This is a genomic window from Oceanobacillus sojae (assembly GCF_007991515.1).
In the GTDB taxonomy this organism is placed as follows: domain Bacteria; phylum Bacillota; class Bacilli; order Bacillales; family Amphibacillaceae; genus Oceanobacillus; species Oceanobacillus sojae.
In genome coordinates this window covers 96,488-121,430 of record NZ_BJYM01000014.1, presented here as the reverse complement: position 1 = coordinate 121,430, position 24,943 = coordinate 96,488, and the positions used below count along the sequence as shown (strand labels likewise).

Annotated in this window: 34 protein-coding genes; 33 read left to right on the top strand and 1 reads right to left on the bottom strand. The window is 40.2% G+C overall.

Annotated elements, in window-relative coordinates:
- Positions 1-291 precede the first annotated feature (291 nt).
- The 4 genes from rpsL (at position 292) to tuf (ending at position 4,631) form a co-directional block, all read left to right on the top strand.
- The gene (gene rpsL / locus OSO01_RS16475; protein ID WP_077605128.1) at positions 292-705 is read left to right on the top strand and encodes a 30S ribosomal protein S12; all 414 of its coding nucleotides are present in this window, start codon (positions 292-294) and stop codon (positions 703-705) included.
- Between the two features lie 36 nt (positions 706-741).
- On the top strand, positions 742-1,212 hold the full coding sequence (gene rpsG, locus OSO01_RS16470) for a 30S ribosomal protein S7 (RefSeq protein ID WP_077605127.1): 471 nt from the start codon (positions 742-744) through the stop codon (positions 1,210-1,212).
- Between the two features lie 42 nt (positions 1,213-1,254).
- Positions 1,255-3,333: an elongation factor G gene (fusA, locus tag OSO01_RS16465; RefSeq protein WP_147211541.1), complete on the top strand. Its 2,079-nt coding sequence runs from the start codon at positions 1,255-1,257 to the stop codon at positions 3,331-3,333.
- A gap of 107 nt (positions 3,334-3,440) precedes the next feature.
- Positions 3,441-4,631 carry an elongation factor Tu gene (gene tuf / locus OSO01_RS16460; protein WP_077605125.1) on the top strand — a complete coding sequence of 397 codons (1,191 nt, stop codon included), beginning with the start codon at positions 3,441-3,443 and terminating at the stop codon, positions 4,629-4,631.
- 90 nt (positions 4,632-4,721) lie between these two features.
- Here the strand turns inward: tuf and glpX are convergent, their stop codons facing one another.
- Positions 4,722-5,666, bottom strand: coding sequence for a class II fructose-bisphosphatase (glpX, locus tag OSO01_RS16455; RefSeq protein WP_147211540.1), 945 nt, complete (start codon positions 5,664-5,666; stop codon positions 4,722-4,724).
- 451 nt (positions 5,667-6,117) lie between these two features.
- Here glpX and OSO01_RS16450 point away from each other — a divergent pair, with 451 nt between their 5' ends.
- From OSO01_RS16450 to secY, 29 genes are all read left to right on the top strand, one after another.
- Positions 6,118-7,479: a sigma-54 interaction domain-containing protein gene (locus tag OSO01_RS16450; RefSeq protein ID WP_147211539.1), complete on the top strand. Its 1,362-nt coding sequence runs from the start codon at positions 6,118-6,120 to the stop codon at positions 7,477-7,479.
- A gap of 221 nt (positions 7,480-7,700) precedes the next feature.
- A complete protein-coding gene (locus tag OSO01_RS16445; RefSeq protein WP_147211538.1) occupies positions 7,701-8,396 on the top strand; it encodes a CoA transferase subunit A in 696 nt (231 codons plus the stop codon).
- 24 nt (positions 8,397-8,420) lie between these two features.
- The gene (locus OSO01_RS16440) at positions 8,421-9,095 is read left to right on the top strand and encodes a 3-oxoacid CoA-transferase subunit B (RefSeq protein WP_147211537.1); all 675 of its coding nucleotides are present in this window, start codon (positions 8,421-8,423) and stop codon (positions 9,093-9,095) included.
- Positions 9,096-9,147: 52 nt separating this feature from the next.
- Positions 9,148-9,924 (top strand): 3-hydroxybutyrate dehydrogenase, encoded by a 777-nt coding sequence (locus OSO01_RS16435; RefSeq protein WP_147211536.1) that lies wholly within the window; start codon positions 9,148-9,150, stop codon positions 9,922-9,924.
- Between the two features lie 24 nt (positions 9,925-9,948).
- Positions 9,949-11,127: a thiolase family protein gene (locus tag OSO01_RS16430; protein WP_147211535.1), complete on the top strand. Its 1,179-nt coding sequence runs from the start codon at positions 9,949-9,951 to the stop codon at positions 11,125-11,127.
- A gap of 147 nt (positions 11,128-11,274) precedes the next feature.
- On the top strand, positions 11,275-12,588 hold the full coding sequence (locus OSO01_RS16425; protein ID WP_147211565.1) for a GntP family permease: 1,314 nt from the start codon (positions 11,275-11,277) through the stop codon (positions 12,586-12,588).
- Positions 12,589-12,629: 41 nt separating this feature from the next.
- The gene (locus OSO01_RS16420) at positions 12,630-13,949 is read left to right on the top strand and encodes a short-chain fatty acid transporter (protein WP_147211534.1); all 1,320 of its coding nucleotides are present in this window, start codon (positions 12,630-12,632) and stop codon (positions 13,947-13,949) included.
- Positions 13,950-14,451: 502 nt separating this feature from the next.
- Positions 14,452-14,760 (top strand): 30S ribosomal protein S10, encoded by a 309-nt coding sequence (gene rpsJ / locus OSO01_RS16415; protein ID WP_077605122.1) that lies wholly within the window; start codon positions 14,452-14,454, stop codon positions 14,758-14,760.
- Positions 14,761-14,788: 28 nt separating this feature from the next.
- Positions 14,789-15,418 (top strand): 50S ribosomal protein L3, encoded by a 630-nt coding sequence (rplC, locus tag OSO01_RS16410; RefSeq protein ID WP_077605121.1) that lies wholly within the window; start codon positions 14,789-14,791, stop codon positions 15,416-15,418.
- 26 nt (positions 15,419-15,444) lie between these two features.
- Complete coding sequence (rplD, locus tag OSO01_RS16405; RefSeq protein ID WP_147211533.1) at positions 15,445-16,068, top strand: 50S ribosomal protein L4; 624 nt, start codon at positions 15,445-15,447, stop codon at positions 16,066-16,068.
- The gene (gene rplW / locus OSO01_RS16400) at positions 16,068-16,355 is read left to right on the top strand and encodes a 50S ribosomal protein L23 (protein WP_147211532.1); all 288 of its coding nucleotides are present in this window, start codon (positions 16,068-16,070) and stop codon (positions 16,353-16,355) included. Before rplD ends, rplW begins: the two co-directional genes overlap by 1 nt.
- Before the next feature lie 43 nt (positions 16,356-16,398).
- A complete protein-coding gene (gene rplB / locus OSO01_RS16395; protein WP_147211531.1) occupies positions 16,399-17,229 on the top strand; it encodes a 50S ribosomal protein L2 in 831 nt (276 codons plus the stop codon).
- Positions 17,230-17,286: 57 nt separating this feature from the next.
- The gene (gene rpsS / locus OSO01_RS16390) at positions 17,287-17,565 is read left to right on the top strand and encodes a 30S ribosomal protein S19 (RefSeq protein WP_077605117.1); all 279 of its coding nucleotides are present in this window, start codon (positions 17,287-17,289) and stop codon (positions 17,563-17,565) included.
- A gap of 18 nt (positions 17,566-17,583) precedes the next feature.
- Positions 17,584-17,925, top strand: coding sequence for a 50S ribosomal protein L22 (gene rplV / locus OSO01_RS16385; RefSeq protein WP_077605116.1), 342 nt, complete (start codon positions 17,584-17,586; stop codon positions 17,923-17,925).
- A 3-nt stretch (positions 17,926-17,928) separates the two neighbouring features.
- Complete coding sequence (rpsC, locus tag OSO01_RS16380) at positions 17,929-18,570, top strand: 30S ribosomal protein S3 (RefSeq protein ID WP_147211530.1); 642 nt, start codon at positions 17,929-17,931, stop codon at positions 18,568-18,570.
- Positions 18,571-18,588: 18 nt separating this feature from the next.
- A complete protein-coding gene (gene rplP / locus OSO01_RS16375; RefSeq protein WP_147211529.1) occupies positions 18,589-19,023 on the top strand; it encodes a 50S ribosomal protein L16 in 435 nt (144 codons plus the stop codon).
- Positions 19,013-19,213 carry a 50S ribosomal protein L29 gene (gene rpmC, locus OSO01_RS16370; protein ID WP_077605114.1) on the top strand — a complete coding sequence of 67 codons (201 nt, stop codon included), beginning with the start codon at positions 19,013-19,015 and terminating at the stop codon, positions 19,211-19,213. The genes rplP and rpmC overlap by 11 nt, the downstream gene beginning before the upstream one ends.
- A gap of 26 nt (positions 19,214-19,239) precedes the next feature.
- A complete protein-coding gene (rpsQ, locus tag OSO01_RS16365) occupies positions 19,240-19,503 on the top strand; it encodes a 30S ribosomal protein S17 (protein WP_077605113.1) in 264 nt (87 codons plus the stop codon).
- Positions 19,504-19,545: 42 nt separating this feature from the next.
- On the top strand, positions 19,546-19,914 hold the full coding sequence (rplN, locus tag OSO01_RS16360) for a 50S ribosomal protein L14 (RefSeq protein WP_077605112.1): 369 nt from the start codon (positions 19,546-19,548) through the stop codon (positions 19,912-19,914).
- A gap of 34 nt (positions 19,915-19,948) precedes the next feature.
- The gene (gene rplX / locus OSO01_RS16355; RefSeq protein WP_077605111.1) at positions 19,949-20,260 is read left to right on the top strand and encodes a 50S ribosomal protein L24; all 312 of its coding nucleotides are present in this window, start codon (positions 19,949-19,951) and stop codon (positions 20,258-20,260) included.
- Between the two features lie 27 nt (positions 20,261-20,287).
- Positions 20,288-20,827: a 50S ribosomal protein L5 gene (gene rplE, locus OSO01_RS16350; RefSeq protein ID WP_147211528.1), complete on the top strand. Its 540-nt coding sequence runs from the start codon at positions 20,288-20,290 to the stop codon at positions 20,825-20,827.
- A gap of 28 nt (positions 20,828-20,855) precedes the next feature.
- On the top strand, positions 20,856-21,041 hold the full coding sequence (locus OSO01_RS16345; protein WP_010652082.1) for a type Z 30S ribosomal protein S14: 186 nt from the start codon (positions 20,856-20,858) through the stop codon (positions 21,039-21,041).
- Positions 21,042-21,070: 29 nt separating this feature from the next.
- The gene (gene rpsH, locus OSO01_RS16340; RefSeq protein ID WP_147211527.1) at positions 21,071-21,469 is read left to right on the top strand and encodes a 30S ribosomal protein S8; all 399 of its coding nucleotides are present in this window, start codon (positions 21,071-21,073) and stop codon (positions 21,467-21,469) included.
- Positions 21,470-21,499: 30 nt separating this feature from the next.
- On the top strand, positions 21,500-22,036 hold the full coding sequence (gene rplF / locus OSO01_RS16335; RefSeq protein WP_077605108.1) for a 50S ribosomal protein L6: 537 nt from the start codon (positions 21,500-21,502) through the stop codon (positions 22,034-22,036).
- A gap of 30 nt (positions 22,037-22,066) precedes the next feature.
- Positions 22,067-22,426 carry a 50S ribosomal protein L18 gene (gene rplR / locus OSO01_RS16330; RefSeq protein ID WP_077605107.1) on the top strand — a complete coding sequence of 120 codons (360 nt, stop codon included), beginning with the start codon at positions 22,067-22,069 and terminating at the stop codon, positions 22,424-22,426.
- Positions 22,427-22,454: 28 nt separating this feature from the next.
- Positions 22,455-22,955 (top strand): 30S ribosomal protein S5, encoded by a 501-nt coding sequence (gene rpsE / locus OSO01_RS16325; RefSeq protein WP_139089182.1) that lies wholly within the window; start codon positions 22,455-22,457, stop codon positions 22,953-22,955.
- A 13-nt stretch (positions 22,956-22,968) separates the two neighbouring features.
- A complete protein-coding gene (gene rpmD / locus OSO01_RS16320; protein WP_077605106.1) occupies positions 22,969-23,151 on the top strand; it encodes a 50S ribosomal protein L30 in 183 nt (60 codons plus the stop codon).
- A 30-nt stretch (positions 23,152-23,181) separates the two neighbouring features.
- Positions 23,182-23,622, top strand: coding sequence for a 50S ribosomal protein L15 (gene rplO / locus OSO01_RS16315; protein ID WP_077605105.1), 441 nt, complete (start codon positions 23,182-23,184; stop codon positions 23,620-23,622).
- 1 nt (position 23,623) lies between these two features.
- Entirely contained in the window at positions 23,624-24,919 is a 1,296-nt protein-coding gene (secY, locus tag OSO01_RS16310) for a preprotein translocase subunit SecY (RefSeq protein ID WP_147211526.1), read from the top strand.
- Positions 24,920-24,943 lie beyond the last annotated feature (24 nt).

Sequence of the window (24,943 nt, the reverse complement as noted above, 5' to 3'; positions counted from 1 at the left end):
GGGAGCACCGAAAAAATACCAAGAATATATTGACAAACAATATATAGGGTGGTATTATATTCAAGGTGCTTCTGATTATGCTTGCAAAAGTAATTTTCGGAGCAGACCATAAAATCGGAACTTCGGTTTACTTTAAACGATAATAACAAAAACAATCTGAGTATAGGTTAATTATTTTTCGCAAAAATTGTGAGAGATTTTTTTATCGCTAAAAATGAACCACCTGGATGTGTGGTATTACAAAAGGTTGTTATTTGATTACTAAATTGAAATTGAGAGGAGGAAGATTCAATGCCAACAATTAATCAGCTAGTTCGTAAAGGCCGTGTGACAAAGACAAAAAAATCTGACTCACCTGCACTTAATAAAGGCTACAACAGCTTTAAAAAGAAAATGACTGATCAGAGCTCTCCGCAGAAACGTGGTGTATGTACTCGTGTAGGTACATTAACTCCTAAGAAACCAAACTCTGCACTTCGTAAATATGCGCGTGTACGTTTGTCTAACAACATGGAGGTAACTGCATACATTCCTGGAATTGGTCACAACCTGCAAGAACACAGTGTTGTTCTTATCCGTGGCGGTCGTGTAAAAGACTTACCGGGGGTACGTTATCATATCGTACGTGGAGCACTTGATACTGCTGGAGTAGAAGGCCGTATGCAAGGACGCTCTAAATATGGAACGAAAAGACCTAAAAAATAAGTAATTTAAATAATATAAGGGAAAGGAGGATGTACAATGCCTCGTAAAGGTCCAGTACCAAAGCGTGATGTATTACCAGATCCGCTTTATAACTCAAAATTAGTTACACGCCTCATCAACCAGATTATGGTAGACGGGAAGCGTGGAAAAGCACAAAAAATCCTTTATAATGCGTTTGAATTAGTTGCTGAAAGAAGTGGCCAAAACGCAATGGAAGTTTTTGAGCAAGCAATGAAAAATGTTATGCCAGTACTTGAAGTACGTGCCCGCCGTGTTGGTGGTTCAAACTATCAAGTACCAGTGGAGGTTCGTCCAGAACGTCGTCAAGCTTTAGGATTACGTTATATTGTTAACTACTCCCGTCTGCGCGGAGAAAAAACAATGGAAGAACGTCTTGCTAATGAAATTCTTGATGCTTCTAATAATACAGGAGCTGCTGTTAAGAAAAGAGAAGATATGCATAAAATGGCAGAAGCGAACAAAGCATTCGCTCACTACCGTTGGTAATATAAATCTAACAAAAGCTTTCTATAGGAAGGAGAAGAATACATGGCTAGAGAGTTCTCCTTGGAAAAGACACGTAATATCGGTATCATGGCGCACATTGACGCGGGTAAAACCACTACTACTGAGCGTATTCTTTTCTATACAGGACGTATTCATAAAATTGGTGAAACACATGAAGGTGCATCTCAAATGGACTGGATGGAGCAGGAGCAGGAGCGTGGAATCACAATTACTTCCGCCGCAACAACTGCTGCTTGGAAAGACCACCGTATTAATATCATCGACACACCTGGACACGTAGACTTCACAGTTGAAGTTGAACGTTCTCTTCGTGTACTGGATGGTGCGGTAACAGTACTAGATGCACAATCTGGTGTTGAACCACAAACGGAAACAGTATGGCGTCAAGCGACAACATACGGTGTTCCACGTATCGTTTTCATTAACAAAATGGATAAAACAGGTGCAGATTTCTTGTATTCAACCAATACATTAAAAGAACGCCTTGGTGCAAACGCGCATCCAATCCAAATGCCTATCGGTGCTGAAGACGAATTCAGTGGAATTATTGATTTAGTTAAGATGGAAGCTCATATCTATCTTGATGATCTAGGTCAAACTGATGAAACTACTGAAATCCCTGCTGAGTTAAAAGACGAAGCTGAAGAGCTGCGTGCTAACTTGGTGGAAGCAGTAGCTGAAACAGACGAAGAGCTGATGATGAAGTATCTTGAAGGAGAGGAAATCTCTAACGAGGAGCTTGCAAATGCAATTCGTCAGGCAACATTAAATGTAGACTTCTACCCAGTACTTTGCGGATCTGCATTTAAAAACAAAGGTGTTCAGTTAATGCTGGATGCAGTACTTGCTTATCTTCCGGCTCCAACAGACGTGCCTCCAATCGAAGGTATCGTTCCTGGAACAGAAGAAAAAGTAACTCGCCCATCATCTGATGATGCGCCGTTCTCTGCATTAGCATTTAAAGTTATGACGGACCCTTATGTTGGTAAATTAACATTCTTCCGTGTGTACTCAGGTACACTTAACTCAGGTTCTTACGTAAAGAACTCTGTAAAAGATAAACGTGAGCGTATTGGGCGTATCCTGCAAATGCACGCAAACTCTCGTGAAGAGATTTCTGTTGCTTACTCAGGTGAAATTGCTGCTGCAGTAGGTTTGAAGGATACAACAACAGGTGATACACTATGTGACGAAAAGGATCTAGTTATTCTTGAGTCTATGGAGTTCCCTGAACCAGTTATCTCGGTTGCTATTGAGCCAGAAACAAAAGCAGACCAGGATAAAATGGGTATTGCTCTATCAAAACTTGCGGAAGAAGATCCAACTTTCCGCACAGAAACAAATACAGAAACTGGACAAACTATCATCTCTGGTATGGGTGAGCTTCACCTTGATATCATTGTTGACCGTTTAAAACGTGAATTTAAAGTTGGCGCAACTGTTGGTGCTCCACAAGTTTCTTACAGAGAAACTTTCCGTGCTGCTGCTGAAGTAGAAGGTAAATTCGTACGTCAGTCTGGTGGACGTGGACAATTCGGTCACGTTTGGGTTAAATTTGAGCCAAACGAAGAAGGCGCTGGATTCGAATTTGTTAACAATATTGTTGGTGGTGTTGTTCCTCGTGAATACATCCCGGCTGTTCAACAAGGTATCGAAGAATCCATGGAAAATGGCGTTCTTGCCGGATATCCGTTAATTGATGTGAAAGCTACATTATATGATGGAAGCTATCACGATGTCGATTCCAACGAAATGGCGTTTAAAGTAGCTGCTTCTATGGCACTTAAAGCTGCTAAAAATAAATGTAACCCAGTTCTGCTTGAACCAATGATGAGAGTAGAAATTGTTGTCCCAGAAGAATATATGGGAGACATCATGGGTGATGTAACATCCCGTCGTGGACGCGTTGAAGGTATGGAAGCCCGCGGAACTGCCCAGGTAGTTAAAGCGTTCGTACCACTTGCAGAAATGTTCGGTTATGCAACTGCATTACGTTCAAATACACAAGGTCGCGGAGTGTACACAATGCACTTTGACCACTATGAAGAGACACCTAAAAGCATTACAGAAGAAATTATCAAGAAAAATGCAGGTCAATAATTGATTTTTTCTTCAATCTGACGTATAACATTTAGTAAAGGCTGGGAAATTTTAACCGACTTTCCCGGCTCATAAAAATTGCTATATATTTAAAGGAGGAACTATAAATGGCTAAAGAAAAATTCGACCGCTCGAAAAGTCACGTAAACATTGGAACAATTGGTCACGTTGACCATGGTAAAACAACTTTAACTGCTGCAATCACTACAGTAATGGCAAAAAGAAATGGTGATGGCACTGCAATGGCTTATGACCAAATTGATGGTGCTCCAGAAGAGAAAGAACGCGGAATTACAATCGCAACTTCTCACGTAGAGTATGAAACTGAAACTCGTCACTATGCACACGTTGACTGCCCAGGTCACGCTGACTATGTTAAAAACATGATTACTGGTGCTGCACAAATGGACGGAGCTATCCTTGTAGTATCTGCTGCTGATGGTCCAATGCCACAAACTCGTGAGCATATCCTATTATCTCGTAACGTTGGGGTACCTTCTATCGTAGTATTCCTTAACAAAACAGATATGGTAGACGATGAAGAGCTACTTGAATTAGTAGAAATGGAAGTTCGTGATTTACTAAGCGAATATGACTTCCCTGGTGATGATGTACCAGTTATCGCTGGTTCTGCTCTTAAAGCACTTGAAGGCGTAGAAGAATATGAAGAAAAAGTTGTTGAACTTATGGCTGCAGTTGATGAATATGTTCCAACTCCAGAGCGTGATACTGACAAACCATTCATGATGCCAGTTGAGGATGTATTCTCTATCACTGGTCGTGGTACTGTTGCTACAGGTCGTGTTGAACGCGGACAAGTTCGTGTTGGAGACGAAGTAGAAATCATCGGTCTTAACGAAGAATCTTCTAAAACTACTGTAACTGGAGTAGAAATGTTCCGTAAGCTTCTTGACTATGCAGAAGCTGGTGATAACATTGGTGCATTACTACGTGGTGTTGCACGTGAAGATATCAACCGTGGTCAAGTACTTGCTAAGCCTGGTACAATCACTCCACATACTAACTTCAAAGCTGAAGTTTATGTATTGTCAAAAGACGAAGGTGGACGTCATACTCCATTCTTCACTAACTACCGTCCTCAGTTCTACTTCCGTACTACGGACGTAACTGGCGTAATCAGCCTTCCAGAAGGAACTGAAATGGTAATGCCTGGAGACAACATTGAAATGACTGTAGAACTTATTTCACCAATCGCGATCGAAGACGGAACTCGTTTCTCTATCCGTGAAGGTGGACGTACAGTTGGATCTGGCGTTGTATCTACTATCGAAAAATAATAAATGATTAAATTAAAAAGACAGCGTGACGACGCTGTCTTTTTTGCATTTTAGAATATCTTACTATGAATTTCATTAGAATATTAGAAATTAAACAGAAGACAAGGGATGCTCTGTTGCTATATGACGATAGCATTTATTTAAACCATCTAAAACAATGGAATGTGTTGTAAAGACATTTTGATTATTTTCTATTCCCTGCAGCAGCATATTGCTGGTAATACTCGTAGCGATAAAAGCACATTCATTTGTGCCGACTAATTGATTATGAGCAAGTGCTTCTTTAGGATCTGTAATTCCCATCGATACACAACGCTCCCATTGTTCATTTGTTTTTGGAAGTAATCTTGCCTGCATTTCTCCTCCCAGGCTTTTCACTCCTACAGCCGCCAGAACCCCTTCTGGAGCGCCGCCAATTCCAATGAATAAGTCTATATCACTCCGGTGGATGCAAGTTGCTATTGCAGGAATGACATCTCCTTCTTCAAACAGCTCTGTTCTGACACCTAAAGCACGTGCTTCTTCTATCCAATGATTATGTCTTTCTCTATCCTGTACAATCATTTTTAATTCTTCAAGTTTTTTTCCTTTTGCATCTGCGATAATGCGCAGATTCTTCTCGAGTGGATAATCAATATCAATCTTCCCTGCAGCTTCCGGACCAGTTACAAGCTTCTCCATGTACATATCGGGAGCATGCAGCAATGTTCCTTTCTTTGCAGCGGCAATTACAGCGATGGCATTATTCTTTCCTTTAGAAGTAGAGGTAGTTCCATCAATTGGATCAACTGCTAAATCGATACCTGCACCATTTCCAGTTCCAACTTTTTCACCGATAAATAACATTGGAGCTTCATCCATTTCTCCTTCACCAATAACTACTTCGCCATCCATAGGAATTTTATTTAGTAAAGTGCGCATAGAATCTGTAGCTGCCTGATCAGCTTCTATTTTATTTCCTGTCCCAATCCACGGATATGTCGCAAGTGCTGCTGATTCAGTAACGTGCAGAAAATCTTGAATGAACTGATTCATAACTACCATCTCCTTTAGAGTTTTAGTTTCGTGAAATAGAAATATCTAACATTTAATATTCATTGTTTTCATTACATACAGCTAAATGAATATCTAATTTAATAGTAATATAATTATCGTTTTATATCAATATCTTTTATTTATTTTTGTTTGTTATTTTTATCTTTTGTTTTGGAGGATAAAAATAGATGATTAGAGTATGCTGAATCTGGTACAAAAAGGTTGTATCCTTTTGAAATTTGATAAATCTCTTTCGCTCTACGAAAAGTAGCTCCTCCTACAGACAAGAATTTGATATGATAAAAGCGGCAGATTAAAAAGTTTTTATTTGGCTGAACAAGTATCATCAGATTCAGAAGAAATAATCTTGTTACTCAACTATTTATTTTTTCATTGCAGTAAGAGTAATGGGTAGAACGATAATTATGAACTTCGTGATGGGAGAGAGAAGATGCTGTTTAATAATACATACAGGGAAGAAATCATTGAAGCTGTTTTTGAAAAGACGAATTTTTGTTTTGTGGTTGTTAATGAACAGGGGTTAATTACGTATTTAAATAAAAATTACTGTGATTTTATTGAGGTACAACTAAAGGATGTACTCGGTAAACATGTAGCAGATGTTATTGAAAATACAAGAATGCATATTGTCGCACAGACGGGCAAAGAAGAAATTGCTGATCTGCAGTATATAAAAGGGAATCATATGATTGCTAATCGTATACCGCTGTTTGCTCACGGGAAGTTAGTTGGTGCGGTTGGAACAGTCCTTTATAAAGATACGGAAGAGTGGAAGAAAATGAATTCTCATATTAAGGATTTATTAATGGAAATTGAAAACTACCAGAAAAAGTTAAGTAATCCAAGAGGAGCGAGTTATTCATTACAGGATGTTGTTGGAAGCTCTGTCCAAATAAATGAGATTAAAGAAAAGATAAAGAAGGTTTCGTCAGGAGACGCCTCTATTTTATTAGAGGGAGGAAGCGGTACGGGAAAGGAACTTTTTGCGCATAGTATTCATAATTTAAGTGAACGCAGTGCGAAGCCATTTATAAAAGTAAATTGTGCTGCGATCCCGATGGAATTGCTGGAGTCTGAATTATTTGGTTATGAGGGCGGTGCATTTACAGGAGCTAAGAAAGAAGGAAAGCTGGGTAAATTCCAATTGGCTGATGGAGGTACTCTTTTTTTGGACGAGATTGGAGACATGCCAATAAATGCCCAAGTAAAAATCCTTCGTGCTCTGCAGGAGGGTGAGATTGAAGTAATTGGTACAGAAAGGACACAGAAGATCGATGTACGTATTATTTCTGCAACAAATCAGTCCATTGAAAAGCTGATAAAGGAAAATCGCTTTCGGGAAGATCTTTATTATCGTATTAATGTAATTTCAATTAAGATTCCTTCTCTCAAGGAAAGGGTAGAAGATATTCGTGTAACTGCGAAGTTTTTACTTGATAAAATTACTCAAGGTACGGGAAAGCGGGTAATCAGCTTCAGTGATTCTGTCATGCAATTTTTTATGCACTATGACTGGCCTGGGAACGTTCGTGAACTGGAAAATGTGATTGAATCTGCGGTGCACCTGACAAACACAGAAATTATTGAATTGAAAGATTTACCGGATCATATGCAGCAGAGTCTTTATATAACGGAAGAGGGCATGGGATTAAAGGAGATTATGGCCAATGCAGAAAAACAGGCTATTACAGGTGCGATCAGTCAATCAAATGGAGATAAAATAAGTGCTGCTGGTTTGCTTGGTATCAGTAAATCCAGTTTCTATGAGAAAGCGAAAAAGTATGATTTATAAATTCCTGAAATATGGAATGTACTCCATGAATCTGGAAACGTCATAAATTCTGCTTTGGAAGGGTTTACAAAAATATAAATTAGAAGAAAAAATCTATAGTCCAGGAATCTGGACTATAGATTTTTTGGCTTTTAGCTTCTTTTGTTGACAGTTCTTTATTTTCTTATGTAATCAATTTTGGCATATTTTTTGCTGGTATACTGTGGAGGGGGGAGAAGCAGATGAAAACAATTTATACATCTTTTGAAGACGCAGTGAAAAATATTCAAGACGGCTCCACAATTATGGTAGGGGGCTTCGGACTCGTGGGCATACCTGAGAATCTTATTTTAGCATTAGTAAATTCACAGGTTAAGCATCTTACTGTTATATCAAATAATTGTGGTGTAGATGACTGGGGACTTGGATTACTTCTGAAAAATAAGCAGATTGATAAAATGATTGGTTCCTATGTTGGCGAGAATAAGGAGTTCGAGCGGCAGGTGCTGGCTGGTGAACTGGAGGTTGAGCTGACACCTCAAGGTACACTTGCAGAGAGAATACGGGCAGGTGGAGCGGGAATTCCGGCATTTTATACACCGGCTGGGGTTGGTACACCAATTGCAGACGGAGGAGAGGTGCGCATCTTTGACAATAAAGAATATTTGCTGCAAACAGCACTAAAGGCAGACTTCAGTTTGATCAGAGCTGCTGTCGGCGATTATGCAGGGAATTTGGTTTATAACAAGACTGCAAGAAATTTCAATCCGATGATGGCAGCAGCTGGGAAAGTAACGATTGCAGAAGTGGAGCAGCTTGTTGAAACAGGTTCTATTGATCCGGATCATGTTCATACCCCAGGGATCTATGTTCAGGGGTTGATTGAAGGTAAACAGGAAAAACGTATAGAGCGTTTAACAGTAAGACAGGGAATGTAAATTTAGCGAAGGAGGACATAACAGGTGATAAAACAATTAGATAAAGTATCTGTCAGAGAAAGGATTGCAAGGCGGGCTGAGAAAGAAATTGAAAGCGGTTACTACGTTAATCTTGGAATCGGAATGCCGACAATGGTTGCCAATTATATTCAGGAGGGGAAGCAAGTTGTTCTCCAATCGGAAAATGGTCTGCTTGGTATTGGCAAGTCTCCTTTAGAAACAGAGGTTGATCCCGATTTGATTAATGCGGGCAAGGAGACAGTAACAGCACAGGCAGGTGCATCCTACTTCAGTAATGCAGAATCATTTGCAATGATTCGGGGGGAGCATTTAAACCTTGCAATTTTGGGAGGTATGGAGGTTTCCGAAGCTGGTGATCTGGCTAACTGGATGATTCCGGGAAAAATGATTAAAGGTATGGGAGGTGCGATGGATATTGTGCATGGCGCGAAAAAAATTGTTGTTATTATGGACCATGTGAATAAGCATAACGAGCCGAAAATATTAAAAAAATGCAGTCTTCCATTAACAGGGGAACAGGTGGTGAACCGAATAATTACGGATCGTGCAGTAATGGATGTAGAAGAAAACGAGCTTGTACTGGTTGAAGTAGCAGAAGGGTGGACAGTTGAAGAGGTTATAGCATCAACAGAGGCAGAGCTCAAAATTAGCGACTATTTACAAACAGGAGCTTACTAAAATGATTCTTTGATGTGAAGGTATTTTTTAGATAAAAAGGGGGATCTTTGAAGTGGTGGAAAATAAGGTGGTTTTTATAACCGGAGCAGCAAGCGGTATTGGATATGAAATTGGTTGTGAATTTGCAAAGAATGGTGCAAAGGTAGTTTTATCAGATGTAAATGAGGAGAAAGTAAAGGAGGTTTCGGAGAATTTAAAACAGGAGAGCTATGACTGTATTGGTCTGAAATGCGATGTTACGAATGAAGAAGAGCTCAAGCAGGCTTTAGATGAAACGATAGAAAAATACGGAAGAATGGATGTTTTAATTAATAACGCAGGATTGCAGCATGTATCCGCTATGGAAGATTTTCCGACTGAAAAGTTTGAGTTCATGATAAAAGTAATGCTGACAGCTCCGTTTATGGCAACAAAACATATTTTCCCGGTTATGAAAGAACAGGGATTTGGAAGAATTATTAATATGGCATCGATTAATGGTCTGATTGGTTTCGCCGGAAAGGCGGCATATAACAGTGCCAAGCATGGAGTGATTGGTTTAACAAAAGTGGCTGCTTTAGAGGGCGCAGCGGAGGGCGTCACAGTGAATGCTATCTGTCCGGGATATGTAGATACACCACTCGTACGCGGGCAATTTGAAGATCTGGCAAAGAATCGGGATATCCCGGTTGAGAAAGTACTGGAGGAAGTATTATACCCGCTTGTACCGCAGAAACGTCTGTTGGAAGTGCAGGAAATTGCTGATTATGTGATGTTTTTAGCCAGCGAAAAAGCAAAAGGTGTTACTGGGCAGGCAATTGTATTAGATGGGGGATATACGGCGCAATAAGAAAAAATGAAGAGGTGAGAGAAAATGACTAATGTCTATCTGATTGAAGGGGCTAGATCACCGTTTGGTACATTCGGCGGCAGTTTAAAGGATATTGATCCTACGGAACTAGGTATAGCCGTCAGCAAGGAAGCAATACGTCGCAGCAATATTCGCGCCGAAGATATAGATGTAATTGTCTTAGGTAATGTCATTCATTCCGGAAAAAACGCGCCGTACCTTGCAAGGCATATTGCATTGCAAGCAGGACTGCCGCTATCCAGTCCTGCACTTGCGGTAAATCGTTTGTGTGGATCTGGGTTGCAGTCTGTGATCTCTGCAGCTCAATCCATTTTGCTTGGGGAAGGAAATGTAGCCTTGGCCGGAGGAGTCGAAAATATGAGTCAGTCTCCTTTTGTGTTAAGAGGAAGCAGATTTGGCACCAAATTAAAGACTCCGCAAGTGGATGACATGCTTTGGGCAGCTTTAACAGACGAATATATTGGCTCAGGAATGGGGGTTACTGCAGAAAACTTAGCAGAGAAATATCATATTTCCCGCGAGGATCAGGATGTATATGCTTATTTGAGTCATCAGCGGGCAGCAAAAGCACAACAGGAAGGAAGACTGGCTGAAGAAATTATCCCGATTGAATTAAAATCTAGAAAAGGCTCGATGATTGTAAATACAGATGAACATATTCGGGAAAGTACAACTGTGGAAAGGCTGGCTGGATTAAGAGCTTCTTTTAAGAAGGATGGAACGGTTACAGGAGGAAATGCAAGCGGGATTAATGATGGGGCGGGAGCTGTTATTGTAGCAAATGAAGGTTATATTGTGCAGCATCAGCTGCAGCCGCTGGCGAGAATCATATCCTGGGGCGTTGCAGGTGTGGAACCGGAATATATGGGAATTGGTCCTGTGCCGGCGATAAAGCAAGCTTTACAAAAGGCTGAGCTTACACTGGATGATATTGACTTATTTGAAGTGAATGAAGCATTTGCTGCACAATATTTAGCTGTGGAAAAGGTGCTCGATTTAGATCGTGAGAAAGTAAATGTTAATGGGGGAGCTATCGCTTTGGGACATCCGATTGGAGCCAGCGGTACAAGGGTGCTTTATTCCTTGGTAAAAGAATTGAAGAGAAGAGGGAAGAAATATGGCGTAGCCTCGCTTTGCATTGGGGGAGGACAAGGGATTGCAATGATCGTTGAAGCTAGATAACCAGAGAAACGGCGGGGCAAATTTGTTTGCCGTTATTTTTTCATGGAGCTGACAGGCAAAAGGGGTGACAGGGGCAAGCAATCGTTATTGATGGAGGGTTGTTTTGTAAGTGTCTTACAATTAGACAGGGGGGGAGTGAAGTAAATGATTTTAAGTGCAATTGGACTTATTGGTGGTTTAACCTTATTAATCGTTCTAACAATGAGAGGAATGAATCTGCTGATTGCGGCACCTTTATCAACATTATGGTTAGCAGTTTTTAGCGGGATCCCACTGTTTCCGCAATTAGTTGAAGCAGATCAAGCCAGTATGCTGGATAGTTATATGACCAGTTTTTCTGGCTTCGTTGCCAGCTGGTTTATCATGTTTTTGCTTGGTTCCATTTTTGGTAAAGTGATGGGTGATGCCAGAGCAGCTGATAGCGTATCAAAATGGGTTGTTGATAAATTAGGAGTTAAATATGCTGTTGCGGCAGTAGTAGCGGCATGTGCGATTTTAACTTATGGTGGTGTTAGTTTATTTATTGTTGGTTTTTCAGTATTTCCATTAGCGTTAAGTTTATTTAAACAGGCGAACTTACCGAGACGTTTCATTCCTGCGACTTTGGCATTCGGATCGGTTACTTTCACGATGACTTCAGCAGGTTCACCAGAAATCCAAAACTGGATTCCGATTGAATTTCTTGGAACAACCGCTTATGCAGCCTGGGAAGTTAGTTTAATTGTTGCCATTTTTATGATTATATTTGGATATTGGTTATTAAAGCACTTAATTAATCGTGCGGTTGCTAAAGGTGAGCAGTTTGAAGTTAGAGAAGGTGACCCGGTTGCAGAAGAAAAAGAATTACCCAATCCTTTATTATCAGCGGTACCGCTATTAGTCGTATTAGGAGTATCATTTATATTCCACGATACGTTAGGTACATCTGCCTTAATTATTGCCTTAACAGGAGGGATTATTGCAACATGGGCGTTGAACCATAAATATTTACCAAATGTTTGGGTGTCAGCCTCTAATGGTACGATGGGTGCATTGTTGGCTATTACGAATACGGCAGCCGTTGTGGGCTTTGGCGGGGTTGCCAGGGAAACGCAAGCCTTTAATGCGGCCGTGTCTGCTGTAACGGATATGCCAGGGAGTCCTTTAATTGGTGGAGCAATTGCGATTGGTGTTATTGCAGGACTAACAGGATCATCATCAGGTGGACAGCAGATAGCCTTGCCACTCGTTTCACCACATTATATAGATATGGGCGTAGACCCTGAAGCACTTCACCGTGTAGCAGCAATCTCATCAGGGGCATTAGACACATTGCCGCATGGCGGTTATGTTGTTACAACCATCAGGGCGATCTGTGGGGAAACGCATAAAGATGCCTACGCACCTTTTGCTGCAGTAACAGTTATCGTTCCGATATTAGGTGTCATTTTAGCCATTGCGTTATTTTCATTAGGGATGTAAGTGATCTGATTAGGTGAAAAAAGGCACTAGGGGGAATTCTATTGCGAGTTTTAACTTCGTTTTTTGACAGAATAGTACAACGATATTTACCAGATGCATTTTTATTTGCGATTATTTTAACGATTTTTGTGTATTTATTAGGTGTTTTCCTTACAAATAACAGCCCGATGGAGATGGTAGCCTATTGGGGAAATGGTTTTTGGGACCTGCTTGAATTTGGCATGCAAATGTCACTGGTTGTTGTTACAGGGTATATTTTAGCAAGCACTCCTGTGGTGAAGCGGTTTTTAGCTAAACTCAGCAGGATAGCGAAGACGCCGGGGCAAGCGGTGATGCTTGTGACATTTGTTGCTTTAGTTGCCTGTTTAATAAATTATGGTTTTGGTCTTGTTGTGGGAGCATTATTTGCTGTTCATGTGGCAAAGCGAGTTCCTTCAGTGGATTACCGAATACTAATTGCCAGTGCGTACAGCGGCATGGTTATCTGGCATGGCGGTTTTTCCGGATCCGTACCACTTCTTATTGCTACTCCAGGACATTTTTTAGAAGATGCGATTGGAATAATTCCTGTTACAGAAACATTGTTCAGTTCATTTAATCTATTTATTGTGATTACACTATTAATTACACTTCCGTTTTTTAACAGGTATCTATTAAAAGGGGCAGATTCTTTAGGTAAAATAGATCCTTCATTATGGAAGGAAGAATCAGAAGAGGAAACGGGATCTCATCCGGCGGAAACACCGGCAGAAAGATTGGAGAACAGTCAGCTCTTGTCTCTTTTGATTGGCTTAATGGGTCTCGTTTTTGTCGGGTATCATTTCGTAACGAATGGATTTGATCTGAATATAAACATCGTCAATTTTATTTTTCTTTTCTTAGGGATTCTTCTTCATAGAACACCGAGACGTTTTCTGGAAACAGTAGGGAACGGTGTAAAGAATGCCGGTGGAATTATCGTACAATTCCCATTCTATGCAGGGATTATGGGAATGATGGTAGCGTCTGGATTATCCGATAAAATATCTTTATTGTTTGTCAGTTTTGCAACAGATTACACCTTGCCGATTTTTACATTTCTTAGCGCCGGATTAGTTAATGTGTTTGTTCCCTCCGGCGGCGGTCAATGGGCAGTGCAGGGTCCGATTATGATACAAGCCGCTCTTGAAATAGGTGCAGATACGGCTAAAACAGCAATGGCAGTTGCCTGGGGTGATGCCTGGACCAATATGATTCAGCCATTCTGGGCTCTCCCTGTGCTTGCTATTGCCGGGTTAAAGATCAGGGATATTATGGGGTTCTGTGTCATGATTTTATTCTTTAGCTTTATTCCAATAGCAATCGGGTTTCTACTATTATAATAGTTACTATTAATCATTAAATATTGCGGAGCGGTGAAACAGCCGGCTCCGCTTATTTGTATTGTATGTAAATAAATGAATATCCTAAAACAGCGTTCATTTTATTTAAGCCCAAGATTCAAGTGAATCATAAAACGGCATATGAAGCACTCATAGTAATATTCTGGTCAGTTGATTTATCTATATTATTGGAAGGTTATTGGAGGTGCTCCAAAATAAAAAAAGAGTAGAAATGCATCTATTACATAAGGAAGAAAAAAACTTTTAAATTTTGCTTGCAATCGTACAAGGAACTATGTATAATATAAAAATGTGCAAACTTATAGATGCTTATTTACAAGCTTGCTATGACCAAACAATTCTAGTATAATGTAATAGTTGGTCAATTAATGCGATGATGCGGAAGGTTGTTGGCACACCCGGCCCCTTTGTCATGGCGAGGTGCTAAGAAAATTTTCGCGGAGAATGTCTATAATGATATAGGCGAGAAGGAGGGAAAATGATGGCAAAAGAGAAAATCAGAATTCGTTTAAAAGCATACGATCACCGTATTTTAGATCAGTCTGCTGAAAAAATAGTGGCTACTGCAAAACGTTCCGGAGCAAAAGTGTCTGGTCCGATTCCACTGCCGACTGAAAAAGCTATTTACACAGTTCTTCGTGCGGTCCATAAGTACAAAGACTCTCGTGAACAGTTTGAAATGCGTACGCACAAGCGTCTGATCGATATTCTTGAGCCTACACCAAAAACGGTTGATGCGCTTATGCGTTTAGATCTTCCATCAGGTGTAGATATTGAAATTAAATTATAATTTGTTTTAAATACAGGAGGTGTAACGGATGACGAAAGGAATCTTAGGTCGTAAAATCGGCATGACTCAGCTTTTCTCTGAAAATGGAGAACTTGTACCAGTAACAGTTGTTCAAGCTGAGGCAAATGTTGTGTTGCAAAAGAAGACATTAGAAAATGATGGTTATGAAGCGTTGCAAATCGGTTTTGCTGATAAAAAGGAATCACGTACAAACAAAGCGGAAAAAGGTCATGCTGAGAAAGCAGGCACTGCCCCTAAGCGCTACGTTCGTGAAATCCGTGGCGCAGACGTTGAAGGCTATGAAGTTGGCCAGGAAATCAACGTTGATATCTTTGAAGCCGGAGAAAAAATTGATGTGACAGGTACATCTAAAGGTAAAGGATTCCAAGGTGCTATCAAGCGTCACAATCAACAACGCGGACCAATGTCCCACGGTTCTCATTACCATAGAGGCCCTGGTGCAATGGCTGCAATTGATGCAATGCGTGTTTTCAAAGGTAAAAAATTACCAGGTCATATGGGTTCTGAACAAAAAACAATTCAAAACCTTGAAGTGGTTAGTGTAGATGCTGAAAAGAATTTAATTCTAATCAAAGGAAATATTCCTGGTGCAAAAAAATCTTACGTGAAAATTACTAGTGCAGTAAAAGGTAACTAATCACATAAACGAAGGGAGGATATGTCATGCCTAAAGTAGCACTTTTAAAACAGGATGGAAGTAATGTTGGAGAAATCGAATTAAATGACGCTGTTTTTGGTATTGAGCCAAACACACATGTACTTCATGAAGCAGTTGTTATGCAACGTGCGTCTTTACGTCAAGGTACACACGCTGTAAAAAACCGTTCTGAAGTTCGTGGTGGAGGCCGCAAACCATGGCGCCAAAAAGGAACTGGCCGTGCACGTCAAGGATCTATCCGTTCACCACAATGGGTTGGCGGTGGAACTGTTTTCGGACCAACTCCGCGTAGCTACAGCTACAAATTACCAAAGAAAGTTCGTCGCTTAGCGTTGAAGTCTGCATTATCTTCTAAAGTGAAAGAAGAAGGCTTGTTTGTTTTAGAAGCTATCACAATTGATGCTCCAAAAACAAAAGAAGTTATTAACATCTTAAACGGATTGAAAGTTGAAGAGAAAGCACTAATCGTTCTTTCAGAGAATGATGAAACAGTTGCACGTTCTGCAAACAACTTACAAAACGTGAAGGTATTAACTGTAGAAGAATTGAATGTACTTGACTTGCTTACGCATGACAAGCTGATCATCACTAAAGATGCAGCTGAAAAAGCAGGGGAGGTGCTCGCATAATGAAAGATCTACGCGATGTAATTAAACGCCCTGTCATTACAGAGAATTCTGCTGACTTAATGGCAGAGAAGAAATACACTTTTGAAGTAGCTGTAAAAGCTAACAAAACGCAAATCAAAGATGCTGTAGAAACAATCTTTGGTGTAAAAGTAGAACAAGTAAACACAATGAACCTTAAAGGTAAATTTAAGAGAATGGGCCGTTACGGTGGATATCGCCCTGACCGCAAAAAAGCTATCGTTCAATTGACTGAGGATAGCAAAGAATTAGATTTCTTTGAGGCTTAATAAAACGAATAAATAAATTTTAGAAGTAGAAGGAGGGACAACGATGGCGATTAAAAAGTATAAACCAACCTCAAATGGTAGACGTAATATGTCTGGTTCAGATTTTGCAGAGATTACTACGAGTACCCCTGAGAAATCCCTTTTAGCTCCATTATCTAAACGTGGTGGGCGTAATAACCAAGGGAAATTAACGGTTCGTCATCACGGCGGCGGTCACAAGCGCCAATATCGTATTATCGACTTCAAACGCGATAAAGACGGTGTGCCAGGACGCGTTGCTACAATTGAATACGATCCTAACCGTTCAGCAAACATTGCATTAATTCACTATGCTGATGGTGAGAAACGTTACATCCTTGCTCCAAAAAACATTAAAGTAGGGCAAGTTATTGAATCTGGTGTGGATGCAGATATTAAAGTAGGTAACGCATTACCGCTTGGAAGTATTCCAGTAGGTACAGTTATCCATAATATTGAATTGAAACCTGGACGCGGAGGACAATTAGCACGTTCTGCTGGTGCAGAAGCTCAAATCCTTGGACGCGAAGAAAAGTACACTTTAGTACGTCTTGCTTCTGGAGAAGTTCGTTTAATCTTAACAACTTGCCGTGCTACAATTGGTCAAGTGGGTAACATTGAGCATGAACTTATCCGTGTAGGTAAAGCTGGTCGTTCCCGTTGGAAAGGTATCCGTCCAACAGTTCGCGGTTCTGTAATGAACCCTAATGATCACCCGCATGGTGGTGGTGAAGGACGCGCGCCAATCGGACGTAAATCACCAATGTCACCTTGGGGCAAACCAACACTTGGTTACAAAACACGTAAACGTAATAAACCATCTGATAAGTATATCGTTCGTAAACGTAAAAAATAAACGGAAAAACGGGCGGGCTAAAGCACCCGTCTCTAATCCCTGGAAGGAGGCTTATCCATGGGCCGTAGCTTGAAAAAAGGACCTTTTGCAGATGATCATCTATTGAAGAAAATTGAAGTGTTAAACACGGAAGACAAGAAACAGGTAGTAAAAACCTGGTCTCGCCGCTCTACAATTTTCCCGCAATTCGTAGGTCACACAGTTGCAGTATATGATGGACGTAAGCATGTGCCAGTATATATCACTGAAGATATGGTGGGTCATAAATTAGGTGAATTCGCACCAACTCGTACGTATAGAGGACACGCTGGTGACGATAAGAAAACAAAACGCTAATGAGAGGAGGTACTAGGCATGCAAGCTAAAGCCGTTGCGAAATCAGTTCGTATTGCTCCTCGTAAGGTTCGTTTAGTTGTAGATCTAATTCGAGGAAAAGAGGTTGGCGAAGCAATCGCTATTTTAAAATATACACAGCGCGGAGCTTCCCCGGTCGTAGAGAAAGTATTAAATTCTGCAGTTGCTAACGCAGAGCATAACTATGAAATGGATGCAGACAACTTAGTAGTATCTGAAGTATTTGTTAACGAAGGCGCTACTTTGAAACGTTTCCGTCCACGTGCACAAGGACGTGCAAGCAAAATCAATAAACGTACTAGCCACATCACAGTTGTGGTAACTGAAAAGAAGGAGGGATAGTCAGTGGGTCAAAAAGTAAATCCAACAGGTCTACGCGTAGGTGTCATTAAAGACTGGGAGTCTAAATGGTACGCTGGTAAAGACTATGCAGACTTATTGCATGAAGATATTAAAATCAGAGAATATCTTGAAGGACGTCTTAAAACGGCTGCTGTTTCTTCTATTGAAATTGAACGTGCAGCAAACCGTGTAAACATTACAATTCATACTGGTAAGCCAGGAATGGTAATTGGTAAAGGCGGATCTGAAGTTGAAGCTTTACGTAAATCTTTGAACAACTTAACTGGCAAACGAGTTCATATCAATATTCTTGAAATTAAAAAAGTAGATATTGATGCAACACTTGTAGCTGATAATATTGCTCGTCAATTAGAAAATCGTATTTCATTCCGTCGTGCTCAAAAGCAAGCTATCCAACGTGCGATGCGTGCTGGAGCTAAAGGAATTAAAACACAAGTATCTGGACGTCTAGGCGGTGCGGATATCGCTCGTGCAGAACATTATAGTGAAGGAACAGTGCCACTTCATACTTTACGTGCTGACATTGACTACGGTACAGCAGAAGCTGATACTACTTATGGTAAATTAGGTGTTAAAGTATGGATCTATCGTGGAGAAGTCCTTCCAACTAAAACCAATAAATAAGGGAGGGGGCTCATTACTATGTTAATGCCTAAACGTGTTAAATATCGTAGACAACATCGTGGTAAAATGAGAGGTCAAGCAAAAGGCGGTACATCTGTTTCTTTCGGAGAATACGGTTTACAAGCTCTTGAGGCTTCTTGGATTACAAGCCGCCAAATCGAGGCAGCGCGTATTGCAATGACTCGTTACATGAAGCGTGGCGGTAAAGTTTGGATCAAAATCTTTCCAGACAAACCTTACACTGCAAAGCCTTTAGAAGTTCGAATGGGTTCCGGTAAAGGTGCTCCAGAAGGATGGGTAGCAGTAGTAAAACCAGGTAAAATTATGTTTGAAATCGCAGGTGTATCTGAAGAGGTAGCTCGTGAAGCACTTCGCTTAGCTTCTCATAAATTACCTATTAAAACGAAATTCGTAAAACGTGAAGAAATTGGTGGTGAAAGCAATGAAGGCTAAAGAAATAAGAGATTTAACCACTGCCGAAATTGAACAAAATGTAAAATCATTAAAAGAAGAGTTATTTAATTTACGTTTTCAATTAGCTACTGGCCAATTGGAAAACACTGCACGTATCCGTGAAGTACGTAAATCAATCGCTCGTCTTAAAACAGTAGTTCGCCAACGCGAACTAAGCGCAAATAACTAAAGATTCCAGAGGGGAGGTTAACCTCAATGTCTGAACGTAATGATCGTAAGGTTTATACTGGTCGTGTTGTATCCGACAAAATGGATAAAACTATTACAGTTTTAGTTGAAACTTACAAATTCCATAAGCTTTATGGAAAACGTGTTAAGTATTCAAAGAAATTCAAAACGCATGATGAAAACAATGTTGCAAAAACTGGCGACATCGTACGTATCATGGAAACTCGCCCGCTATCAGCTACAAAACGTTTCCGTCTGGTAGAAGTAGTAGAAGAAGCGGTAATTATTTAATAAAGTTCGCTCGGAAGGTATCCGAAGGGAGGTCACAGTGTTATGATTCAACAAGAAACTCGTTTGAAGGTTGCAGATAACTCTGGTGCTCGTGAAGTATTAACCATTAAAGTATTAGGCGGTTCCGGTCGTAAAACTGCCAACATTGGTGATGTAATTGTTTGTACTGTCAAACAAGCAACACCAGGGGGCGTTGTCAAGAAAGGCGACGTTGTAAAAGCAGTAATTGTACGTTCTAAATCTGGCGCTCGTCGTAAAGATGGTTCTTATATCCGTTTTGATGAAAATGCTGCCGTAATTATTCGTGATGATAAAAGTCCAAGAGGAACTCGTATTTTCGGACCTGTTGCACGTGAATTACGTGATGCTCAATTCATGAAAATCGTATCTCTAGCTCCAGAAGTTTTATAATAAGAAATTTCCTCATCAAGGAGGTGCGTAAAGCATGCATGTAAAAAAAGGTGATAAAGTCAAAGTTTTATCCGGTAAAGACCGCGGTAAAGAGGGTACTGTATTAGAAGCATATCCGAAGAAAGAGCGCGTATTAGTAGAAGGCGTGAACATGATTCAAAAACATGCGAAACCTTCTCAAGACAACCCGCAAGGCGGAATCTTGAATATCGAAGCTCCAATTCACGCTTCTAATGTATTGCCAATCGATCCGAAGTCCGGAGAACCAACTCGTGTTGGCTATGAAGTAAAAGATGGTAAAAAAATCCGTATTGCAAAAAAATCCGGTGAAGCATTAGATAAATAAGTTTTTCTGTGAAAGGAGGGCTAACGCATGAACGAATTAAAACAAAAATATCAGGATGAAATCACTTCATCTTTAATGAATAAATTTAATTATGATTCCGTAATGGAAGTACCTAAAATAGAGAAAATCGTGATCAACATGGGTGTTGGTGACGCAGTACAAAATTCAAAGGCATTAGATAGTGCTGTTGAAGAATTAGCTTTAATTTCTGGTCAAAAACCATTAGTTACTCGTGCTAAGAAATCAATCGCAGGTTTCCGTCTTCGTGAAGGAATGCCAATCGGTGCAAAAGTTACTCTACGTGGAGAACGCATGTATGAGTTCCTGCAAAAACTGATTGCTGTTTCTCTTCCACGTGTACGTGACTTCCGTGGTATTTCTAAAAAAGCATTTGATGGTCGTGGAAATTACACTCTAGGTGTGAAAGAACAGTTGATTTTCCCAGAAATTAATTACGATAAAGTAAGTAAAGTTCGTGGTATGGATATTGTTATCGTAACAACATCTAACACTGACGAAGAAGCTCGTGAACTTTTAGCTGGATTGGGCATGCCTTTCCAAAAATAGACATGAGCTAATAAAAGGAGGGAAAATTTTGGCTAAAAAATCTATGATAGCGAAACAAAAGCGCCCGCAAAAATATAAAGTACAAGAGTACACACGCTGTGAACGATGTGGACGCCCGCATTCAGTAATTCGTAAATTCAAACTTTGCCGTATTTGTTTCCGTGAACTTGCCTATAAAGGTCAAATTCCTGGTGTCAAAAAAGCAAGTTGGTAATCCCCGATTCGGGAAGGAGGTAATTAGTAATGGTTATGACAGATCCAATTGCAGATATGCTTACTCGCATTCGTAATGCGAACATGGTAAAACATGAACAATTAGAGCTTCCTGCTTCTAATATTAAAAAAGAGATCGCTGATATCCTAAAGCGCGAAGGCTTTGTAAAGGATTATGAGCTAGTCGAAGACAACAAGCAAGGTATATTACGTATCTTCTTAAAATACAGTGCAAACGAAGATAGAGTTATTACAGGAATTAAACGTATCAGTAAACCAGGTTTACGCGTATATGCTAAAGCAAATGAAGTACCTCGTGTATTGAACGGTCTTGGCATTGCTATCGTATCAACTTCTAACGGAATGCTTTCTGATAAAGAAGCACGTTCCCAGGCAGTTGGCGGCGAAGTATTAGCGTACGTTTGGTAATCACTATTTTTTAATGAGGAGGTGTAGGGAATGTCTCGTGTCGGACTTAAGCCTGTAGAAATTCCAGAAGGTGTAGAGTTGAAATTCAACGGAACTACACTAACAGTCAAAGGACCAAAGGGTGAATTAACAAGAGATTTTCATCCAGATATTAAAATTAACGTTGAGGGTAATATTTTAACTGTAGCTCGCCCGAGTGATCATAAAGACCACCGCGCACTACATGGTACTACTCGCAGCTTAATCAATAACATGGTGGTTGGAGTAAGCAAAGGTTTTGAAAAATCATTGGAAATTAACGGTGTTGGTTACCGTGCTCAAAAGCAGGGAAACAAAACTGTTGTTAACGCTGGTTATTCACATCCTGTTGAACTTGAACCCATTGACGGTATTGAAATCGAAGTACCTAAAAACACACAAATCATTGTTAAAGGTATCGATAAAGAATTAGTAGGAGCAGTTGCTGCTAATATCCGAGCAATCCGCCCGCCAGAGCCTTATAAAGGTAAAGGAATTAAATATGCGGATGAATATGTACGTCGTAAAGAAGGTAAAACTGCTAAGTAAGTTTTTTAGCCCGAGAAAGGAGTGACCCAGATGATCACAAAGCCTGACAAAAATGTTACTCGTAAAAAACGTCACAATCGTGTACGTAAAACATTATCAGGAACTGCAGAGCGTCCACGTTTAAACGTGTATCGTTCTAACAAAAATATTTATGCTCAATTAATTGATGATGTAAATAATGTAACCCTGACAAGCGCTTCTACAGTAGATAAAGAGCTTGGAATTAACGGCGGCAATGTTGACGCTGCGAAAGAAGTAGGGACAGCTATTGCAAAACGTGCAATTGATAAAGGATATAAATCCATCGTATTTGATCGTGGAGGTTATTTATATCATGGACGTATCAAAGCTTTAGCAGAGGCTGCTCGTGAGGAAGGCCTTGAATTTTAAAAGTAAAAGGAGGTAACCATCTATAATGATTACGAATATTGATCCGAGCAAATTAGATCTTGAAGAACGTGTTGTTACGGTCAACCGTGTTGCAAAGGTTGTAAAAGGTGGACGTCGTTTCCGCTTCGCAGCATTAGTAGTTGTCGGTGACAAAAACGGTCATGTAGGTTTCGGTACTGGTAAAGCACAAGAAGTACCTGAAGCTATTAAAAAAGCAGTAGATGATGCAAAGAAAAACTTAATTACTGTACCAATCGTAGGCACAACCATTCCACATCAAATTCATGGACAGTTTGGTTCTGGTAACGTATTGATGAAGCCGGCTTCTGAAGGTACTGGAGTTATCTCTGGTGGTCCAGTACGTGCGATTTTAGAGCTTGCTGGTGTAGGTGATATCCTGACTAAATCACTAGGATCCAACACACCAATCAACGTAATCCGTGCTACATTGAACGGTTTAACTAATTTAAAAACAGCTGAAGACGTAGCTAAATTACGTGGAAAGTCTGTTGAAGAACTGTTAGGATAAGGAGGGAAACACAATGTCTAAAAAATTGGAAATAACCCTCACTCGTAGTGTTATCGGCGGCACTGACGTTCAACGTAAAACTGTTGAGGCGTTAGGGTTAAAGAAAATTCGTCAATCGGTTGTACGTGAAGATACTCCAGCCGTTCGCGGTATGGTCAACAGAGTGTCCCACTTATTGACAGTTAAAGAAGTTTAATTAAATTTTGTGTAAAGAGGAGGTGCTCGCATGAAACTTCATGAATTAAAAGCAGCAGAAGGATCCCGTAAAGAAAGAAACCGTGTAGGTCGCGGAACATCTTCAGGTAACGGTAAAACTTCTGGTCGTGGACATAAAGGACAAAAAGCACGTTCCGGTGGTGGAGTAAGACTTGGTTTTGAAGGTGGTCAAATGCCTTTATTCCAACGTTTACCAAAACGTGGTTTTACTAACATTAACCGCAAAGAATATGCGATTGTGAACCTTGACACGCTTAATCGCTTTGAAGAAGGAACTGAAGTTACTCCAGAGCTATTATTAGAAACTGGTGTCGTAAGCAAATTGAATGCTGGAGTTAAGATTCTTGGAAAAGGGCAATTAGAAAAGAAACTGACTGTTAAAGCTCATAAATTCTCTGCATCTGCAAAAGAAGCAATTGAAGCAGCGGGCGGTCAATCTGAGGTGATCTAATTTGTTTCAGACACTCTCCAATTTTTTGCGTGTAGCAGATATAAGAAATAAAATTATATTTACACTGCTTATGCTTATTGTATTCCGTATCGGCACGTTTATTACCGTGCCTTTTACAGATAAAGCTGCTATTGATTTTATGATGAATCAGCAAAGCATGTTTGGCTTTATCAATACATTTGGCGGCGGAGCATTGCAAAATTTCTCTATCTTCGCGATGGGAATTATGCCTTACATCACCGCATCAATCATCATGCAGCTGCTGCAAATGGATGTTGTTCCGAAGTTTGCTGAATGGAAGAAGCAAGGAGAAATGGGACGTAAGAAAATTGCACAAGTAACACGTTATGCGGCTATTGGTATAGCGTTTGTTCAAGCGATTGCTATGTCTATTGGCTTTAATGCCATGGCAGGCGGATTACTGATTCATGATCCTGGCGTAATGAAATTCTTAATGATTGCTATCGTGTTAACAGGCGGAACAGCTTTTCTAATGTGGTTAGGGGAACAGATTACTGCTCACGGTGTTGGTAATGGTATTTCTGTCATTATCTTCGGCGGTATCGTTGCTGCTATTCCGAACGGCGCTGGACAACTGTACAACCAATACTTCTCTAATCCGGGAAGTGAGTTGTTTATCAATATCGTTATTGTAGCGTTAATTGTACTGGTTATCATTGCGGTTACGGTCGGAATTATTTTCGTAAACCAAGCATTACGGAAAATTCCAGTGCAGTATGCGAAGAAATTAGTAAATCGTTCACCTGTAGGAGGTCAATCAACACATTTGCCTATTAAGGTAAATGCGGCAGGGGTAATTCCAGTAATTTTTGCGATTGCCTTTATGATTGCTCCATCTACTATTGCTGGATTTTTTGAAGGAAACCAAGTAGCAAATATCGTGACATACATTTTTGATTACACACAGCCTATTGGTATGGTAATCTATGTTGCACTGATTATTGCTTTCTCATATTTCTATACATTTGTTCAGGTTAACCCGGAGCAAATGTCAGAGAACTTGCAAAGACAAGGTGGCTATATCCCTGGTATTCGCCCGGGACACAATACAGAAGAATATTTAACAAGGGTTATTAACCGACTGACCTTTGTTGGGGCGCTATTCTTAGCAGCCGTCTCTGTATTCCCAATTATCTTGGGCAGTCTTGCAAATTTACCATCGACAGTACAGATCGGCGGTACTAGCTTAATAATCGTTGTCGGTGTCGCATTAACAACGATGAAACAATTAGAAGGTCAGCTTGTGAAACGACATTATAAAGGGTTTATTAAGTAAATTTCCTGCCTACAAAAGCGAGGG

Excerpts from the sequence above, each read along its gene's own strand:
- rpsL (WP_077605128.1), top strand. The coding sequence starts at position 292 with ATGCCAACAATTAATCAGCTAGTTCGTAAAGGCCGTGTGACAAAGACA.
- rpsG (WP_077605127.1), top strand. The coding sequence starts at position 742 with ATGCCTCGTAAAGGTCCAGTACCAAAGCGTGATGTATTACCAGATCCG.
- fusA (WP_147211541.1), top strand. The coding sequence starts at position 1,255 with ATGGCTAGAGAGTTCTCCTTGGAAAAGACACGTAATATCGGTATCATG.
- tuf (WP_077605125.1), top strand. The coding sequence starts at position 3,441 with ATGGCTAAAGAAAAATTCGACCGCTCGAAAAGTCACGTAAACATTGGA.
- glpX (WP_147211540.1), bottom strand. The coding sequence starts at position 5,666 with ATGAATCAGTTCATTCAAGATTTTCTGCACGTTACTGAATCAGCAGCA.
- OSO01_RS16450 (WP_147211539.1), top strand. The coding sequence starts at position 6,118 with ATGCTGTTTAATAATACATACAGGGAAGAAATCATTGAAGCTGTTTTT.
- OSO01_RS16445 (WP_147211538.1), top strand. The coding sequence starts at position 7,701 with ATGAAAACAATTTATACATCTTTTGAAGACGCAGTGAAAAATATTCAA.
- OSO01_RS16430 (WP_147211535.1), top strand. The coding sequence starts at position 9,949 with ATGACTAATGTCTATCTGATTGAAGGGGCTAGATCACCGTTTGGTACA.
- rpsJ (WP_077605122.1), top strand. The coding sequence starts at position 14,452 with ATGGCAAAAGAGAAAATCAGAATTCGTTTAAAAGCATACGATCACCGT.
- rplC (WP_077605121.1), top strand. The coding sequence starts at position 14,789 with ATGACGAAAGGAATCTTAGGTCGTAAAATCGGCATGACTCAGCTTTTC.
- rplD (WP_147211533.1), top strand. The coding sequence starts at position 15,445 with ATGCCTAAAGTAGCACTTTTAAAACAGGATGGAAGTAATGTTGGAGAA.
- rplW (WP_147211532.1), top strand. The coding sequence starts at position 16,068 with ATGAAAGATCTACGCGATGTAATTAAACGCCCTGTCATTACAGAGAAT.
- rplB (WP_147211531.1), top strand. The coding sequence starts at position 16,399 with ATGGCGATTAAAAAGTATAAACCAACCTCAAATGGTAGACGTAATATG.
- rpsS (WP_077605117.1), top strand. The coding sequence starts at position 17,287 with ATGGGCCGTAGCTTGAAAAAAGGACCTTTTGCAGATGATCATCTATTG.
- rplV (WP_077605116.1), top strand. The coding sequence starts at position 17,584 with ATGCAAGCTAAAGCCGTTGCGAAATCAGTTCGTATTGCTCCTCGTAAG.
- rplP (WP_147211529.1), top strand. The coding sequence starts at position 18,589 with ATGTTAATGCCTAAACGTGTTAAATATCGTAGACAACATCGTGGTAAA.
- rpmC (WP_077605114.1), top strand. The coding sequence starts at position 19,013 with ATGAAGGCTAAAGAAATAAGAGATTTAACCACTGCCGAAATTGAACAA.
- rpsQ (WP_077605113.1), top strand. The coding sequence starts at position 19,240 with ATGTCTGAACGTAATGATCGTAAGGTTTATACTGGTCGTGTTGTATCC.
- rplN (WP_077605112.1), top strand. The coding sequence starts at position 19,546 with ATGATTCAACAAGAAACTCGTTTGAAGGTTGCAGATAACTCTGGTGCT.
- rplX (WP_077605111.1), top strand. The coding sequence starts at position 19,949 with ATGCATGTAAAAAAAGGTGATAAAGTCAAAGTTTTATCCGGTAAAGAC.
- rplE (WP_147211528.1), top strand. The coding sequence starts at position 20,288 with ATGAACGAATTAAAACAAAAATATCAGGATGAAATCACTTCATCTTTA.
- rpsH (WP_147211527.1), top strand. The coding sequence starts at position 21,071 with ATGGTTATGACAGATCCAATTGCAGATATGCTTACTCGCATTCGTAAT.
- rplF (WP_077605108.1), top strand. The coding sequence starts at position 21,500 with ATGTCTCGTGTCGGACTTAAGCCTGTAGAAATTCCAGAAGGTGTAGAG.
- rplR (WP_077605107.1), top strand. The coding sequence starts at position 22,067 with ATGATCACAAAGCCTGACAAAAATGTTACTCGTAAAAAACGTCACAAT.
- rpmD (WP_077605106.1), top strand. The coding sequence starts at position 22,969 with ATGTCTAAAAAATTGGAAATAACCCTCACTCGTAGTGTTATCGGCGGC.
- rplO (WP_077605105.1), top strand. The coding sequence starts at position 23,182 with ATGAAACTTCATGAATTAAAAGCAGCAGAAGGATCCCGTAAAGAAAGA.